This is a genomic window from Rhizobium sp. NZLR10, from assembly GCF_019685125.1.
Lineage (GTDB): Bacteria > Pseudomonadota > Alphaproteobacteria > Rhizobiales > Rhizobiaceae > Rhizobium.
Map to the genome: position 1 here is coordinate 65228 of NZ_JABDWE010000020.1, position 12921 is coordinate 78148.

At 60.5% G+C, this 12921-nt stretch carries 16 protein-coding genes; 13 read left to right on the forward strand and 3 right to left on the reverse strand.

The annotated features are described in order from the left end of the window. Nucleotides 1-71 precede the first annotated feature (71 nt). The 3 genes from HJB82_RS25760 to HJB82_RS25770 all read left to right on the forward strand — a co-directional run bounded on the left by HJB82_RS25760 (nt 72) and on the right by HJB82_RS25770 (nt 2562). Entirely contained in the window at nt 72-659 is a 588-nt protein-coding gene (locus HJB82_RS25760) for a 5-formyltetrahydrofolate cyclo-ligase (protein WP_221116386.1), read from the forward strand. A gap of 3 nt (nt 660-662) precedes the next feature. Continuing rightward, nucleotides 663-1487 carry a TIGR00282 family metallophosphoesterase gene (locus HJB82_RS25765; protein ID WP_164008083.1) on the forward strand — a complete coding sequence of 275 codons (825 nt, stop codon included), beginning with the start codon at nt 663-665 and terminating at the stop codon, nt 1485-1487. A gap of 229 nt (nt 1488-1716) precedes the next feature. After that, the gene (locus HJB82_RS25770; protein ID WP_221141882.1) at nt 1717-2562 is read left to right on the forward strand and encodes an MBL fold metallo-hydrolase; all 846 of its coding nucleotides are present in this window, start codon (nt 1717-1719) and stop codon (nt 2560-2562) included. Nucleotides 2563-2610: 48 nt separating this feature from the next. Here the strand turns inward: HJB82_RS25770 and HJB82_RS25775 are convergent, their stop codons facing one another. After that, on the reverse strand, nt 2611-3114 hold the full coding sequence (locus HJB82_RS25775) for a pyridoxamine 5'-phosphate oxidase family protein (protein ID WP_207581674.1): 504 nt from the start codon (nt 3112-3114) through the stop codon (nt 2611-2613). 139 nt (nt 3115-3253) lie between these two features. On the opposite strand from HJB82_RS25775, the gene HJB82_RS25780 reads away from it, so the two are divergent. Continuing rightward, nucleotides 3254-4000 carry a YebC/PmpR family DNA-binding transcriptional regulator gene (locus tag HJB82_RS25780; RefSeq protein ID WP_207581675.1) on the forward strand — a complete coding sequence of 249 codons (747 nt, stop codon included), beginning with the start codon at nt 3254-3256 and terminating at the stop codon, nt 3998-4000. 111 nt (nt 4001-4111) lie between these two features. Here the strand turns inward: HJB82_RS25780 and HJB82_RS25785 are convergent, their stop codons facing one another. Both HJB82_RS25785 and HJB82_RS25790 read right to left on the reverse strand, forming a co-directional pair. Beyond that, nucleotides 4112-5113, reverse strand: coding sequence for an LLM class flavin-dependent oxidoreductase (locus tag HJB82_RS25785; protein ID WP_221141884.1), 1002 nt, complete (start codon nt 5111-5113; stop codon nt 4112-4114). Nucleotides 5114-5239: 126 nt separating this feature from the next. Next, nucleotides 5240-7555 carry a methyl-accepting chemotaxis protein gene (locus HJB82_RS25790; RefSeq protein WP_221141886.1) on the reverse strand — a complete coding sequence of 772 codons (2316 nt, stop codon included), beginning with the start codon at nt 7553-7555 and terminating at the stop codon, nt 5240-5242. A 244-nt stretch (nt 7556-7799) separates the two neighbouring features. On the opposite strand from HJB82_RS25790, the gene ruvC reads away from it, so the two are divergent. The 9 genes from ruvC (at nt 7800) to HJB82_RS25835 (ending at nt 12872) form a co-directional block, all read left to right on the forward strand. Further along, a complete protein-coding gene (ruvC, locus tag HJB82_RS25795) occupies nt 7800-8309 on the forward strand; it encodes a crossover junction endodeoxyribonuclease RuvC (protein ID WP_209881823.1) in 510 nt (169 codons plus the stop codon). A 57-nt stretch (nt 8310-8366) separates the two neighbouring features. Further along, nucleotides 8367-8618 carry an AbrB/MazE/SpoVT family DNA-binding domain-containing protein gene (locus HJB82_RS25800; protein WP_221131790.1) on the forward strand — a complete coding sequence of 84 codons (252 nt, stop codon included), beginning with the start codon at nt 8367-8369 and terminating at the stop codon, nt 8616-8618. Continuing rightward, complete coding sequence (locus HJB82_RS25805) at nt 8618-9031, forward strand: type II toxin-antitoxin system VapC family toxin (RefSeq protein WP_207581679.1); 414 nt, start codon at nt 8618-8620, stop codon at nt 9029-9031. Before HJB82_RS25800 ends, HJB82_RS25805 begins: the two co-directional genes overlap by 1 nt. Before the next feature lie 13 nt (nt 9032-9044). Further along, a complete protein-coding gene (gene ruvA / locus HJB82_RS25810; RefSeq protein ID WP_221131789.1) occupies nt 9045-9659 on the forward strand; it encodes a Holliday junction branch migration protein RuvA in 615 nt (204 codons plus the stop codon). A 74-nt stretch (nt 9660-9733) separates the two neighbouring features. Then, nucleotides 9734-10018 (forward strand): AbrB/MazE/SpoVT family DNA-binding domain-containing protein, encoded by a 285-nt coding sequence (locus tag HJB82_RS25815; protein ID WP_207581681.1) that lies wholly within the window; start codon nt 9734-9736, stop codon nt 10016-10018. Then, complete coding sequence (locus HJB82_RS25820; protein ID WP_207581682.1) at nt 10015-10419, forward strand: PIN domain-containing protein; 405 nt, start codon at nt 10015-10017, stop codon at nt 10417-10419. The genes HJB82_RS25815 and HJB82_RS25820 overlap by 4 nt, the downstream gene beginning before the upstream one ends. Beyond that, a complete protein-coding gene (gene ruvB / locus HJB82_RS25825) occupies nt 10416-11456 on the forward strand; it encodes a Holliday junction branch migration DNA helicase RuvB (protein ID WP_221141888.1) in 1041 nt (346 codons plus the stop codon). Before HJB82_RS25820 ends, ruvB begins: the two co-directional genes overlap by 4 nt. Further along, nucleotides 11457-12359 (forward strand): metallophosphoesterase, encoded by a 903-nt coding sequence (locus tag HJB82_RS25830; protein WP_221116393.1) that lies wholly within the window; start codon nt 11457-11459, stop codon nt 12357-12359. A 6-nt stretch (nt 12360-12365) separates the two neighbouring features. Continuing rightward, nucleotides 12366-12872, forward strand: coding sequence for an NUDIX hydrolase (locus HJB82_RS25835; RefSeq protein WP_207581684.1), 507 nt, complete (start codon nt 12366-12368; stop codon nt 12870-12872). Nucleotides 12873-12921 lie beyond the last annotated feature (49 nt).

Here is a 12921-nt window from a genome sequence, read left to right on the forward strand (position 1 = left end):
TGTCGCATCCGGCATTTGCATCGGACATCCAGGCGTCTATGCTCGGTCAATCTCTCATACCGGTAGATCGAATGACCGCTCAACAACTGAAAGCACAGCTGCGCAACGAACGGCTGTCCGCACGCGACGCCATCCCGGGCGAGAAACGCGCCTCCAAGAGTCTCGCAATGGCTGAACATGCAGGCGAAGCGGTTGGTTTTGCGCTGGGCACAATTGTCTCCGGCTTCCTGCCGATCCGTTCGGAAGCTGATCTCAGGCCGCTGATGGCGCGCTTTGCCGTGCGCGGTGCGCGGCTCTGCGTGCCGGCGATCCTCGATCGACAGACCATCGTCTTTCGCGAGTTGGCGGAGGGTGCGCCGCTTGTCGATACCGGTTTCGGCACGGTCGGCCCTGGCGCGGATGCCGCCATTCTTAATCCGGAAATCATGCTCGTGCCGCTTTCGGCCTTCGATGCCCGCGGCCACCGCATCGGTTACGGCGCCGGCCACTACGACCGCGCCATCAGCCGGCTGAGACAAAAAGGCCTGCATCCGAAGCTGATCGGCATTGCATTCGACTGCCAGGAAGTGGCACATGTGCCCGCTGAGCCGCACGACATAAGCCTGGATGCCATCCTGACAGAAAGCGGCCTTCGCTTTTTTGCCTCTTGGATTGGATAGGGAATGCGGCTGCTTTTTTTGGGTGACATGGTCGGCAAGACGGGACGCACGGCAGTCTGGGAGCGCCTTCCCGGCCTGATCTCCGACCTCAAGCTCGATTTCGTCGTCGTCAACGGCGAGAATGCCGCCGGCGGCTTCGGCATCACCGAGGACATCTTTCTGGAGACGATCAATGCCGGCGCCGATGTGGTGACGACGGGCAATCACGTTTGGGACCAGAAGGAAGCCGTGGCCTTTGCCGGGAGGCACGATCAATTTCTGCGGCCGGCCAACTATCCGCAAGGCACGCCCGGCCGCGGCTCCGGCCTGTTCTATGCCAGGAATGGCGCGCGCGTGCTCGTCGCCAACGTCATGGGCCGGGTCTTCATGCATCCGGAACTCGACGACCCGTTCAAATCGGCGGAAGTGATCCTCGCTGCCTGCCCGCTCAAGGAGCAGGCCGATGCGATCATCTTCGATTTTCATGCAGAGGCGACCAGCGAGAAGCAATGCTTCGGCCATTTCGTCGACGGCCGCGCCAGTTTCGTCGTCGGCACCCACACGCATGTGCCGACCGCCGACACACAGATCCTGAACGGCGGAACCGCCTATATGTCGGATGCCGGCATGTGCGGCGACTACGACTCTTCTCTCGGCATGGATAAGGAAGAGCCGCTCAACCGCTTCATCTCCAAGATGCCGAAGGGCCGCATGGAAGCCGCGAACGGCCCGGCGACGATCTGCGGCGTCGGCGTGGAGATTTCCGATAGAACCGGCCTGGCCGAAAAGATCGCGCCGCTTCGGCTCGGGCCGCGGCTGGCCGAGACGGTGCCGGAGTTCTGGCGCTAGAGCAATTCCAGCAAAAGTGAGCAACAGTTTTGCGTCCGGAACTGCGTTAAAACAAATAGATAGAGCATTTCCGTGGTTTGGAGAAAAACGGAAATGCTCTAAGCCCGCCGCCCCCGCGCCGATGCGCAGACCCACACGCAATCGTGAGCATCCTAGTCTGGACCGCTGCGACCTCATGCCGCATCCTTCCGCCGCCAATTCAAAGTGATAGAGCGCCGGAGGGGGTGGCATGAAGCCGCAATATCTTGTCCTTGCTATCGCATGCCTTGCGGCCTTCGCCGCGCCAGGTCTTGCCGGGGCACAGGGTGAGCGACCGCCCGTCAGCCACTGCCAGGCGATCGCGCAGAACGTCCCGCAGGCAACCTTGGCAAGCTGTTCCGGCGCCACGCCGCTAACGCCTGCCGTCTCCGAGGGCGAAGACGTCAAATTCACCTTCCTCGGCCATTCCACCTTCGAGATAGACACGCCCGGCGGCATCGTCATCGCGACAGATTATAACGGCTGGTACAAGCCGGGAACGATGCCCGATGTCGTGACCATGAACAAGGCGCACACGAGCCACTTTACCTTGACGCCCGATCCTGAGATCAAGCATGTGCTGCATGGCTGGAGCGACGTTCCGGGCGAGAAGGCCAACATCAATCTCGTCATTGGCGATGCCTATATCCGCAATGTCCCGACGGATATCCGTTTCAGCTATGGCCTTGGCGGCTCGCAGGAAAACGGCAACTCCATCTTCATTTTCGAAATCGCCGGCCTTTGCATCGGCCATCTCGGCCACCTGCACTATGAACTGACGGATGCCCATTACACCGAGATCGGCCGCCTCGACATCGTGATGGTCCCGGTCGATGGTGGCCTGACCATGGGCGCCGACAGCATGAGCCGCGTCATCAAGCGGCTACGCTCGTCGTTGATTCTGCCGATGCACCGGCGCGGCCCGCCGGTCGAAGCCTTCGTGTCAATGTTCGGCAAGGATTTCGACGTCGTCAATGCGCCCGATGACAGTATCACCATCTCCATGCGCACCCTGCCGAAAAGGCCGCTGATCTATGTACTGAAGGGTGTGCAGTAAAAAGGCCCGGCGATTTTCCCCGGGCCTAAAGCGACACTCTTCAAATCATCAAGCGAACTGCAGGTGGCGCTTGATGCCGACATCCGGCATCTTGTCGTCGTCAAGATTGGCCTTGGCGATCTCCCAGCCGAATTTCAGCTTGTTGCCTGTGGAAACCCAGATCTCGGCATCGTCGACATGGAGGGAAAGCATGGTGAGCTTGGGGTCTTTCTTGCCGCCATCATACCAGGCCGCGACAATCGAAGTCCAATATTCCTCGATCTTGGAAGGGTCAGGGCGCACGTCGATCACACCGGCAAGGCAAGCGTGATAGTCGTGATCCTTGCCGATAACACAGAAATGCGCGCGGCTTCCCGGTTTTATGGCGCGCACGATGTCGGCATCGGTCTTGGTATAGAACCAGATCGTGTTGGTGGTGGGATCGGCATGCGGCGCCATCGGCTGCATGTGCATGTCCAGCCCGGAAATCCCGAGCATGCCGGCATGAACATCGTTGACCTGATCCCAGAGCTGACGTGCTGGCTGTTCCTGCGCATCGCTGAGACTTGCCATGACCGTTCCTTTCCGTTGGATGGAGTTCCTGAAACGTCATCCCCCCGCCTTTGTTCCAAACTGCTTTTTCCTTGAACGGGTACCGTTTCGCTCTTATAAGGCGGCCCATTCCGAACAATATGACGTGGACAGGGGTGCCATGGCTGGCCATTCACAGTTTAAAAACATCATGCACCGCAAGGGCCGTCAGGATTCCGTGCGGTCAAAAATGTTCTCCAAGCTTGCGCGCGAAATCACCGTTGCCGCCAAGGCCGGCCTGCCCGACCCGACGATGAACGCCCGCCTTCGCCTGGCGATCCAGAACGCTAAGGCCCAGTCCATGCCGAAGGACAATATCGACCGCGCCATCAAGAAGGCAGCTGGCGCCGACGGCGAAAACTACGATGAAGTCCGTTATGAGGGTTATGGCCCCGGCGGCACGGCGATCATCGTCGAAGCTCTGACCGACAACCGCAACCGCACCGCCTCCAACGTCCGTTCGATCTTCACCAAGGCTGGCGGAGCGCTTGGCGAAACCGGTTCCGTTTCCTTCTCCTTCGACCATGTCGGCGAAATCACCTACAAGCTGTCCGTCGGCGATGCCGACAAGGTGATGGAAGCCGCGATCGAAGCCGGCGCCGACGATGTCGAGACCGACGAAGACGGCCACTACATCACCTGCGGATTCGAAGCTCTCGGAGAGGTGGCAAAAGCGCTGGAAGCGAGCCTGGGCGACGCCGAGACTGTCAAAGCCGTCTGGCGCGCCCAGAACAACGTGCCGGTGGACGAAGAAAAGGCCCAGTCGCTGATGAAGCTCATCGACAGCCTAGAAGACGATGACGACGTGCAGAACGTCTACTCAAACTTCGAGGTCTCGGAAGAAGTGCTGGCGAAACTCTCGGCCTGAATTTCCTCAGAACGATCATCAATGGAAAACCCGGCCGCGATGCCGGGTTTCTGCTGCCGATGGACGGTCAGCGCTCGCGATGTTCCGCCCTCGAGGCGCAGCTTGGCAAGCCTACGCGGCCGCCCGCATGAAATTTCCCAAGCCCGCAAACAGTTCCACCGACGTCAACCGCGCTTCGATGTCGTGGATCGGCATCGAGATGATCACCTCGTCGGCCTGCGTTTCCTTGAGAAACTCCGTCAGTTTCGCCTCCGCCGTCGTCGGCGATCCGACCACGGCGTAACGCAGCGTGTGTTCGACGTTCATCTTCTCCATCGGCGACCAGAAATTTTCCATATCGGCCAACGGGCGCGGGAACGGGCCGCGGACATTGCGGCGCAGGTTGGCGAACTGCTGCTCGGCGGAGGTGAAATGGTACCGCGCCTCTTCGTCGGTCGCAGCCACCGCGCCCATCACGCCGACCATCACATAAGGTTTGTCGAGCGTCGACGAGGGCTGGAAGCGGTCCCGGTAGATCGCGATCGCATCAAGCAGCATGTCGGGCGCAAAATGCGAAGCGAAGGCATAGGGAAGTCCTAGCATGGAAGCAAGCTGGGCACTGTAGAGGCTGGAGCCCAGCAGCCAGATCGGGATATGCGATGAATTGCCGGGAACCGCAAGGATCGTCTGGTTTTCGACTGGCGTATCGAGGAGTTGCTGCAGTTCCACCACGTCGTTCGGGAAACTGTTCGCACCGGCCTCGAGATTGCGCCGCAGCGCCTGTGCCGTGCGCATGTCCGTTCCCGGCGCGCGCCCGAGGCCGAGATCGATGCGGCCGGGGAAGAGCGCCTCGAGCGTGCCGAACTGCTCGGCAATGACGAGCGGCGAATGATTGGGCAGCATGATGCCGCCGGAGCCGATACGGATGCGCGTTGTTGCGGCGCCGACATGGCCGATGACGACGGCAGTGGCGGCGCTGGCGATCCCCGGCATGCCGTGATGCTCGGCGAGCCAAAAGCGCTTGTAGCCGAATTGCTCGGCCTTCCCGGCCATCCGCGCCGAGCTCTCGAGAGACTGGCGGATGCTGCTGCCTTCGGCAACGGGGGAAAGGTCGAGTATGGAGAAGGGAACCATGGGAAACCTACCGGGCAGTTGAACGATGCCGTCTATGTAGGTTGCCGCCCCAGCCATTCCAAACCATGCACCCAAACAAAAGGGCCGCGCGAGCGCGACCCAGTGTCAGCTCTCAGAAGCCACGGTTTACCGGTGACGGCGCAGCACATGCACTTCGGCGCTTGGGTGGTGGTTTCCGTGCGGCAGCGTGAAATTACCGAGCTGGCGATCCATTTCCAGGGCTTCCGTTGCCAGCCTGTGGATCGCCGCCGTCGTCTCCTCGACCATCGACGCGTTCTGCTGCGTCATCGCGTCGAGTTCGGCGACGGCACTGTTGATCTCGCGTAACGTATTGGCTTCCTCGCGGGTCGCACCCATGATCTCATTGATTTGTCCGTTGATCGCCTCGACATGGGCGCCGATGCCGGTCAACGCAACGCCAGCCTTTTCCACAAGCGCCACGCCGCTTTCGACTTCATATGTCGATTTCTGCAGCAGGCTGGAGATTTCCTTTGCCGCACTCGATGAGCGCTGTGCCAGCTCGCGCACTTCCATGGCGACGACGGCGAAGCCCTTGCCCGATTCACCGGCACGCGCCGCCTCGACGCCAGCATTGAGCGCCAAGAGGTTGGTCTGGAAAGCGATGTCGTCGATGACCGAGATGATCGTGTTGATCTGACGCGAAGACGTCTGGATTGCCTCCATCGCTGCAATCGTCTCGCGCATGATCTGGCCGGAGCCAGTCGTCTCCTTCTTGGCGTCGCGGGCGATGCGCTCGGCCTGTTCGGCTCGCTCGATCTGCCGGCGGACGGACTGGGTGATGGCGCTGATCGCATTCGCCGTCTCGGTGATCGAGCCGGCCTGACGCTCGGTGCGCCCTGCAAGCTCGTCGGCGCCGGTGCGCATCTCCTCTGAGCCGGCACGCACCGCCATCGAGTTGCCGCCGATAGCCGTCATTGTTTCACTCAGCGTCGCCAGCGCCTCGTTGAAATTGACGCGCAGGCTTTCAAGCTCATTCGGGAAACGGGTATCGATCTGGTAGGCGAGATCGCCAGTCGCCAGATGATGCAGACCCTCATCGATCGCTTCGACGACGTGCTGCAGGCTCTTCGCCTCGGCTTCGCGCTCAGCCAGGTTCTGCTGGCGGTCGTGATCGGCCTTCAGGCGCGTTTCTTCGCTGGCGGCTTCGAGTTCGCGGCTTTCGATCAGCGACTGGCGGAAGCGGGCGAGCGCATTCGCCATCGTGCCGATCTCGTCCTTGCGGTTCTGGCTGCCGATCTCGCTGTCGAGCTTGCCGTCGGCAACATCACGGGTGACGCCGGCAAGCCGCGCAAGCGGCGAAAACAGGAAATTGGTGACGAGGCCGGTCGCGACCGCCATGACGACGAGCACGCCGATGCCGATCATCGTCAGCAGCGTGGCGATCTCGATCGAGCCGGCATTAAGCTCGCTCAAAAGCACGCTCTCGACAACGAGGAAGCGGTCGCCACGATAGTCGATACCGCCGACATAGGCGCGGGCCGCGCCGTCCGCCCGGCTGAAGTCGGCCACCGTCATCGCCGAACTGGCAAGCGCGTTCTTGATGAAGGTGAAAGGAGCCGCATCGAGCGTCGCAAGCTTGCCGCTCGCGTCGAGACCGACGGCGGAGCCATCGCTGGAGACGATCGCTGCCTGCGCCGTGCTGCCCTGGACGATGCCCTTGCCAAGGATACCGGTGACGATGTCGTCGCGCACCTTGAAGAGGATGATGCCCTTGGCCGCACCGAGTTTGATGATCGGTACGGCATAGAAGATCGCCGATTTGCCGCTGGCGGTATCGACGCGAAGACCGGAAAAACCCGTCGGCGCGGCGTCATCGGTCGCCTTGGCGGTATTCTCGATCGCCTTGGCGAAGGCGATACCGGCGCCGGTGGTCTTCCACGCGTCCGACTTGAGGTTCTCGGCGAAATCGTCTTGCTTCTTGTAGGAATAGAGGACCGTGCCGTCGAGGTCGGCAATCAGCAGATCGCTGAAGGCGGTACCCTCGAGATCGCGGGCAACTTCGCCCTGCGTCTTCTCGTGGTTCGAATAATAAAAGCCGCTCGGTCCTTCCGGCTTCATCAGCTTCTCCCGCTGGTCGGCCGGGTTGGGATTGCCCGCAATGAAAACCTTCTTCAATTCGGCGCGGGCATCGCCCGAGGTCTTCTCGATCGTCTTCCAGCCGCTCTTCAGGCTGGTGATCGACATCTGCAACGATTCGATGCGCGCGATGGAATTTGCCTGGTTTTCAAGCTGCGTCAGCTGGTCCTGCAGCATATCGCCGCGAAAGATCAGTACGCTCTCCTTAGCCTTCAGCGCTTGCTCGTCGGAGATCCGGCTGCTGGCGAAATAGGCAAGCACGTCGATCACGGCGATCGATAGCACGGTCAGCAGAATGAATGTGGCAATGACCTTGAAGGACAGGGACTGAAATCTCTGAGCCATGTACGACGAACCCCTTCTGACACGCCTGCCGGCGTGGGCACGCAGCGCATGCCTGATCGACCGATCTTTAAACAGAACATCGGGGGGCTTATCTCCTTGCGACACGAGACCCCCCTTCGTATTTGACACTAGAATTCAAGCATCTGTTTTAATTCGCGGTAAATGGAGCGGCTTAAATCCGAGAATGTTTTTGTTTTGTTCACATATCGATGGCAGTTATTTCGCAGTCGCTATAGGTTGAACCATGCAAAATACGATTCGCATCGTCGGCATCGATCCCGGGCTTCGCCGCACCGGCTGGGGAATCATCGACACGCTGGGCAATTCCCTGCGGTTTGTGGCCTCCGGAACCGTGACCTCCGATGGAGACATGGACCTCGCCTCTCGCCTCTGCCAGTTGCACGATGGCCTGGCGGAGGTCGTCCATAGCTACACGCCGGATGAAGCTGCCGTCGAACAGACCTTCGTCAACAAGGATGCTGTGGCGACCCTGAAACTTGGCCAGGCCCGCGGCATCGCCATGCTGGTGCCGGCCCGCGCCGGACTGCAGGTCTCCGAATATGCTCCGAATGCCGTGAAGAAGGCGGTCATCGGCGTCGGCCATGGCGAAAAGCGCCAGATCCATATGATGTTGAAAATCCTGATGCCGAAAGTTGAATTCAAGGGCGATGACGCGGCCGACGCCCTGGCGATCGCCATCTGCCATGCCCACAATCGCGGCAGCAACCGGATGCGGCAGGCACTGGCCGGCTAGTTTGTTCTTGACTTGTTCCGATGGTAAGGATAATTCTTACTTTGAAGGAGCAACAAGATGCGCGTCACGTCCAAAGGCCAGGTCACCATCCCTCGCGATCTCAGGGAGCTTGCCGGCATCGAGGCCAACAGCGAGGTCATCTTCTCGATCGAGAACGGCAAGCTGGTTGTCTCGCCGAAAAATGGCAGGCAGGAGATCGAGGATAGAGGTCGGCTCGACCGGTTCCTGCAGACGATCCGTCGTCTCGAAGGAACCGGTGATCAGGAGATCGATGCCGAAGACCTCATGTCGATGACCCGTGATCGCTGATGGCGACGCTTGTCGATACAAACATCCTCGTCGACCTGGCCGTGGTCAGTTCGGACTGGCATGGCTGGTCGCGTCGGAAATTGCTCGACGTCTTCAGAGATGGGCCGGTGCTCATAAATCCGATTATCTATTCCGAATTTTCCGTTCGCTACGACGATATGGATGAAGTTGAGCAACTGCTTCCGCAGGATGAATTCCGCCGCGAGAACCTGCCTTGGCCGGCTGTATTTGCCGCTGCTCAAGCTTTCCGGCTTTACCGTCGTGCCGGCGGAGGACGCGAACGGATATTGCCCGACTTCCTCATCGGCGCCCATGCGACGATCAGGGGTTACAAAATTTTGACCCGCGATCCCGGCGGATACCGGTCTTACTTTCCCTCCGTGGAACTTATCACACCCGAAACGCACCCTTGAAAGACCGCGACCCATGATCGGCAAGCTGAAAGGCACCATAGACGAGATCGGCGAAGACTATGTACTCGTCGATGTGCACGGCGTCTGCTACGTCGCCCATTGTTCCGCCCGCACCCTCTCCAAGCTTGGCTCGGCCGGCGAGGCCTGCATGCTGTTCATCGAGACCTATGTGCGCGAGGATCAATTGAAGCTCTTCGGCTTCATGACGGCGCTGGAGCGGGAATGGTTCAATTTGCTCCAGAGCGTCCAGGGCGTCGGCGCCAAGGTGGCGCTTGCCGTACTCTCGACCCTGACGCCGGGCGAACTCGCCAATGCAATAGCTCTGCAGGACCGCACCGCCGTCTCCCGCGCGCCGGGGGTCGGCCCGAAAGTGGCGATGCGCCTCGTCACCGAACTCAAGAACCGGGCGCCGGCCTTTGCCGGGGAAGGGATCAATATTGCCCTCAAGCAGGAACTCGGCGAAGGTGTCGCGGCCGCACCGGTTACCGATGCGGTTTCCGCACTGACGAACCTCGGCTATTCCCGCGACCAGGCGGCAAATGCCATTGCCGCGGCGATGAAGGCGGCGGGCGACGGCGCCGACAGCGCAAAGTTGATTAGGTTGGGATTGAAAGAATTGGCGCGATAAAGTAGGATAAGCTGTCACTTTTCTGCCAGTTTGCAAGCATTCCAACTGCCGCACAAAAATAGGATTTCCGAACGATGTGGGGAGAATTTACGCTTTCGCCCAAAGGTCAGATCACGCTCCCCAAAGACTTGCGGGATGCTCTCGGCCTTCGACCTGGCGATCAACTGGTTTTCTCCGTCATCGACGGAGAAGTCGTGATGACACCGAAATCGATCAACTTCAACGACCTTGCAGGCCTTCTCGGAGCGCCTCCGAATGGTCGTGCCTCGCTGGAGGAGATCGACGTGGCCGTCACCGATGCTGCGGGCAGCGACGTGGTCGATGAAGCCAGACGATCGAAATCGGATATCGCAGCATGATCGCCTATGGCGTAGATACCAACGTCCTGCTGAGACTCATCGTCGACGATGATCCGGAGCAAAGGGCGGCTGCACTGAAATTCGGCGAGGGTATCGGCAGGGATTATCGTGGATTTCTCTCCCTGCTGAACCTTTTGGAACTGGATTGGGCATTGCGCGCGCGGTTCGGCTTCAAGAAAAAGGACGTCGTCGATGCAATCGGCAAATTGACACGCGTCAGAGGTTTGGACATCGAAAACCAAACCCTCGTTATCATGGCGCTAAGAGCCGTGGAAACGCGCAATGCCGATTTTGCCGATGCCTTGATTGGTTATCGCGCCGCGGCTGAGGGATGCCAGGCGACTAAGACATTTGACCGGCACGCATTCGAGACCGTGCCAGGCATGGAGCTTCTTTCATGAGCGAACCCGCCCGCCTGATATCGCCGGAAAAGCGAGGCGAAGATCTCGATATCACCCTGCGCCCGCGATCGCTGGACGAATTCACCGGCCAGGCCGAAGCGCGCGCCAATCTGAAAGTTTTCATCGAGGCGGCGAAGAACCGCGGCGAGGCGCTGGACCATGTGCTCTTCGTCGGCCCGCCCGGCCTCGGCAAGACGACGCTCGCGCAGATCATGGCGAAGGAGCTCGGCGTCAATTTCCGCTCGACATCCGGTCCAGTGATCGCCAAGGCCGGCGATCTCGCGGCCCTGCTTACCAATCTCGAGGAGCGCGACGTGCTCTTCATCGACGAGATCCATCGCCTCAATCCCGCCGTCGAGGAAATCCTCTATCCGGCCATGGAAGACTTCCAGCTCGACCTTATCATCGGCGAAGGCCCTGCCGCTCGTTCGGTGAAAATCGATCTCTCGAAATTCACCCTGGTGGCGGCCACCACCCGCCTCGGCCTGTTGACGACGCCGTTGCGCGACCGCTTTGGCATTCCGGTGCGCCTGAGCTTCTACACCGTCGAGGAGCTGGAACTGATCGTGCGCCGCGGCGCGCGGCTGATGAACCTGCCGATTACCGAGGAAGGCGCCCGCGAAATTGCAAGACGCGCCCGCGGCACGCCGCGCATCGCCGGCCGGCTGCTGCGGCGTGTGCGCGACTTCGCCGAGGTGGCAAGGGCCGAATCCGTCACCCGCGAGATTGCCGACGAGGCGTTGACCCGCCTGCTGGTCGACAATGTCGGCTTCGACCAGCTCGACAAACGCTATCTCAACATGATCGCCGTCAATTTCGGCGGCGGCCCGGTCGGCATCGAGACCATCGCCGCCGGGCTTTCCGAGCCGCGCGACGCGATCGAAGACATCATCGAGCCCTACATGATCCAGCAGGGTTTCATTCAGCGCACGCCGCGCGGCCGTGTTCTGACCGCAATCGCGTGGAAACATCTGGGAATGCAACCGCCCAAGGATATGGAGGCTGCGCAGTTCCGGCTGTTCCAGGAGGACAACTGAGTGATCACCCGCCGCGGATTCTTCAAGGTTCTTGGCGGCGGTGTCGCAGGCGTCATGTCCCTCGGCGGTTACGCCTTTGCCTATGAACCGTTGGCAAGGCTCGCCATCACCCGCTACCGGCTGACCCCGCCCGGATGGACGCCAGGGCTCAAGCTCCGCATCGTCGCGCTCGCCGATCTTCATGCCTGCGAACCGTGGATGTCGGCAAGCCGCATCACCGCGATCTGCCACAGAGCCAATGAACTCGAAGGCGATGTCACCGTTCTCCTCGGCGATTATGCTGCCGGCATGAACATGGTGACGCAATATGTGCATTCGAGCCAATGGTCGAAGGCGCTCGCCACCTTGCGGGCCCCTCTCGGCGTCCATGCGATCATGGGCAACCACGATTGGTGGGAAGACAGGTCGGCCCAGAAAAACGGCGGCATGGAAACGTTCGGGCACCGGGCGCTTGCCGACGTCGGAATCCCGGTCTACGGCAACCGCGCCGTTCGGGTCGAAAAGGATGGCCGCGGCTTCTGGCTGGCAGGCCTCGAAGATCAGCTGGCGCTGCTGCCCGGCAAAAAGTGGGGCCGCACCCATATGCTCGGCCTCGACGATCTCGATGGAACGATGGCTCAGGTGACCGACGATGCACCCGTCATCCTGCTCGCCCATGAGCCCGATATCTTTCCGCGGGTGCCCGAGCGCGTCTCGCTGACGCTATCGGGCCACACACATGGCGGACAGATCCGTTTCCTCGGCCGTTCGCCGATCGTCCCCTCGCGTTACGGCAATCGTTACGCATATGGCCATATGGTCGAGGAGGGTCGTAATATCATCGTGTCCGGCGGCCTCGGCTGCTCCATCGCACCGGTGCGCTTCGGCGTCCCGCCGGAAATTGTCGTGATCGATCTCGGATAGAATAGCATGACCAAGCGCACTCTCATCCGCCTGAATGCGGGCGCCGAGCGATTCAATTATCGCATCGCCGGTCTCGGCTTCCGCGATGGCCACGTGCTCGTCCATCGCGCCGTGCATGAACCCTTCTGGACCTTTCCGGGCGGCAGGGCGGAAATCGGCGAGACCTCGGAAGAAACGCTGAAACGCGAGATGGTGGAGGAGCTGGGCGTCGAAGTCTCAATTTCCCGCCTGCTCTGGATCGTCGAGAACTTCTTCCGCTACGAACACCGCAACTGGCATGAACTCGGCTTCTATTACCTGATGGACATCCCGCCGGAATTCCCGTTTCAGCCACACCAAATCATTCATCGCGTCGAAGACGGCGACAATCATCTCGAATTCAAATGGGTGGCGGCAACGCGCACGGCCCTGACCGCGCTCGACATTCCGCCCTATTTCATCGCCAATGAAATCGAGAACCTGCCCCTAGCACCCCGTCATCTCGTCTGGCGCGACGGCAACCTCGATGACTGAGACTGAGGCAACCGTTCCAGAGCGTGATGCAGAAAAGTGTGAGCGGTTT

Excerpts from the sequence above, each read along its gene's own strand:
- HJB82_RS25815 (WP_207581681.1), top strand. The coding sequence starts at position 9,734 with ATGTGGGGAGAATTTACGCTTTCGCCCAAAGGTCAGATCACGCTCCCC.
- ruvC (WP_209881823.1), top strand. The coding sequence starts at position 7,800 with ATGCAAAATACGATTCGCATCGTCGGCATCGATCCCGGGCTTCGCCGC.
- HJB82_RS25770 (WP_221141882.1), top strand. The coding sequence starts at position 1,717 with ATGAAGCCGCAATATCTTGTCCTTGCTATCGCATGCCTTGCGGCCTTC.
- HJB82_RS25765 (WP_164008083.1), top strand. The coding sequence starts at position 663 with ATGCGGCTGCTTTTTTTGGGTGACATGGTCGGCAAGACGGGACGCACG.
- HJB82_RS25790 (WP_221141886.1), bottom strand. The coding sequence starts at position 7,555 with ATGGCTCAGAGATTTCAGTCCCTGTCCTTCAAGGTCATTGCCACATTC.
- ruvA (WP_221131789.1), top strand. The coding sequence starts at position 9,045 with ATGATCGGCAAGCTGAAAGGCACCATAGACGAGATCGGCGAAGACTAT.
- HJB82_RS25785 (WP_221141884.1), bottom strand. The coding sequence starts at position 5,113 with ATGGTTCCCTTCTCCATACTCGACCTTTCCCCCGTTGCCGAAGGCAGC.
- HJB82_RS25820 (WP_207581682.1), top strand. The coding sequence starts at position 10,015 with ATGATCGCCTATGGCGTAGATACCAACGTCCTGCTGAGACTCATCGTC.
- HJB82_RS25760 (WP_221116386.1), top strand. The coding sequence starts at position 72 with ATGACCGCTCAACAACTGAAAGCACAGCTGCGCAACGAACGGCTGTCC.
- HJB82_RS25835 (WP_207581684.1), top strand. The coding sequence starts at position 12,366 with ATGACCAAGCGCACTCTCATCCGCCTGAATGCGGGCGCCGAGCGATTC.
- HJB82_RS25805 (WP_207581679.1), top strand. The coding sequence starts at position 8,618 with ATGGCGACGCTTGTCGATACAAACATCCTCGTCGACCTGGCCGTGGTC.
- HJB82_RS25800 (WP_221131790.1), top strand. The coding sequence starts at position 8,367 with ATGCGCGTCACGTCCAAAGGCCAGGTCACCATCCCTCGCGATCTCAGG.
- HJB82_RS25775 (WP_207581674.1), bottom strand. The coding sequence starts at position 3,114 with ATGGCAAGTCTCAGCGATGCGCAGGAACAGCCAGCACGTCAGCTCTGG.
- ruvB (WP_221141888.1), top strand. The coding sequence starts at position 10,416 with ATGAGCGAACCCGCCCGCCTGATATCGCCGGAAAAGCGAGGCGAAGAT.
- HJB82_RS25780 (WP_207581675.1), top strand. The coding sequence starts at position 3,254 with ATGGCTGGCCATTCACAGTTTAAAAACATCATGCACCGCAAGGGCCGT.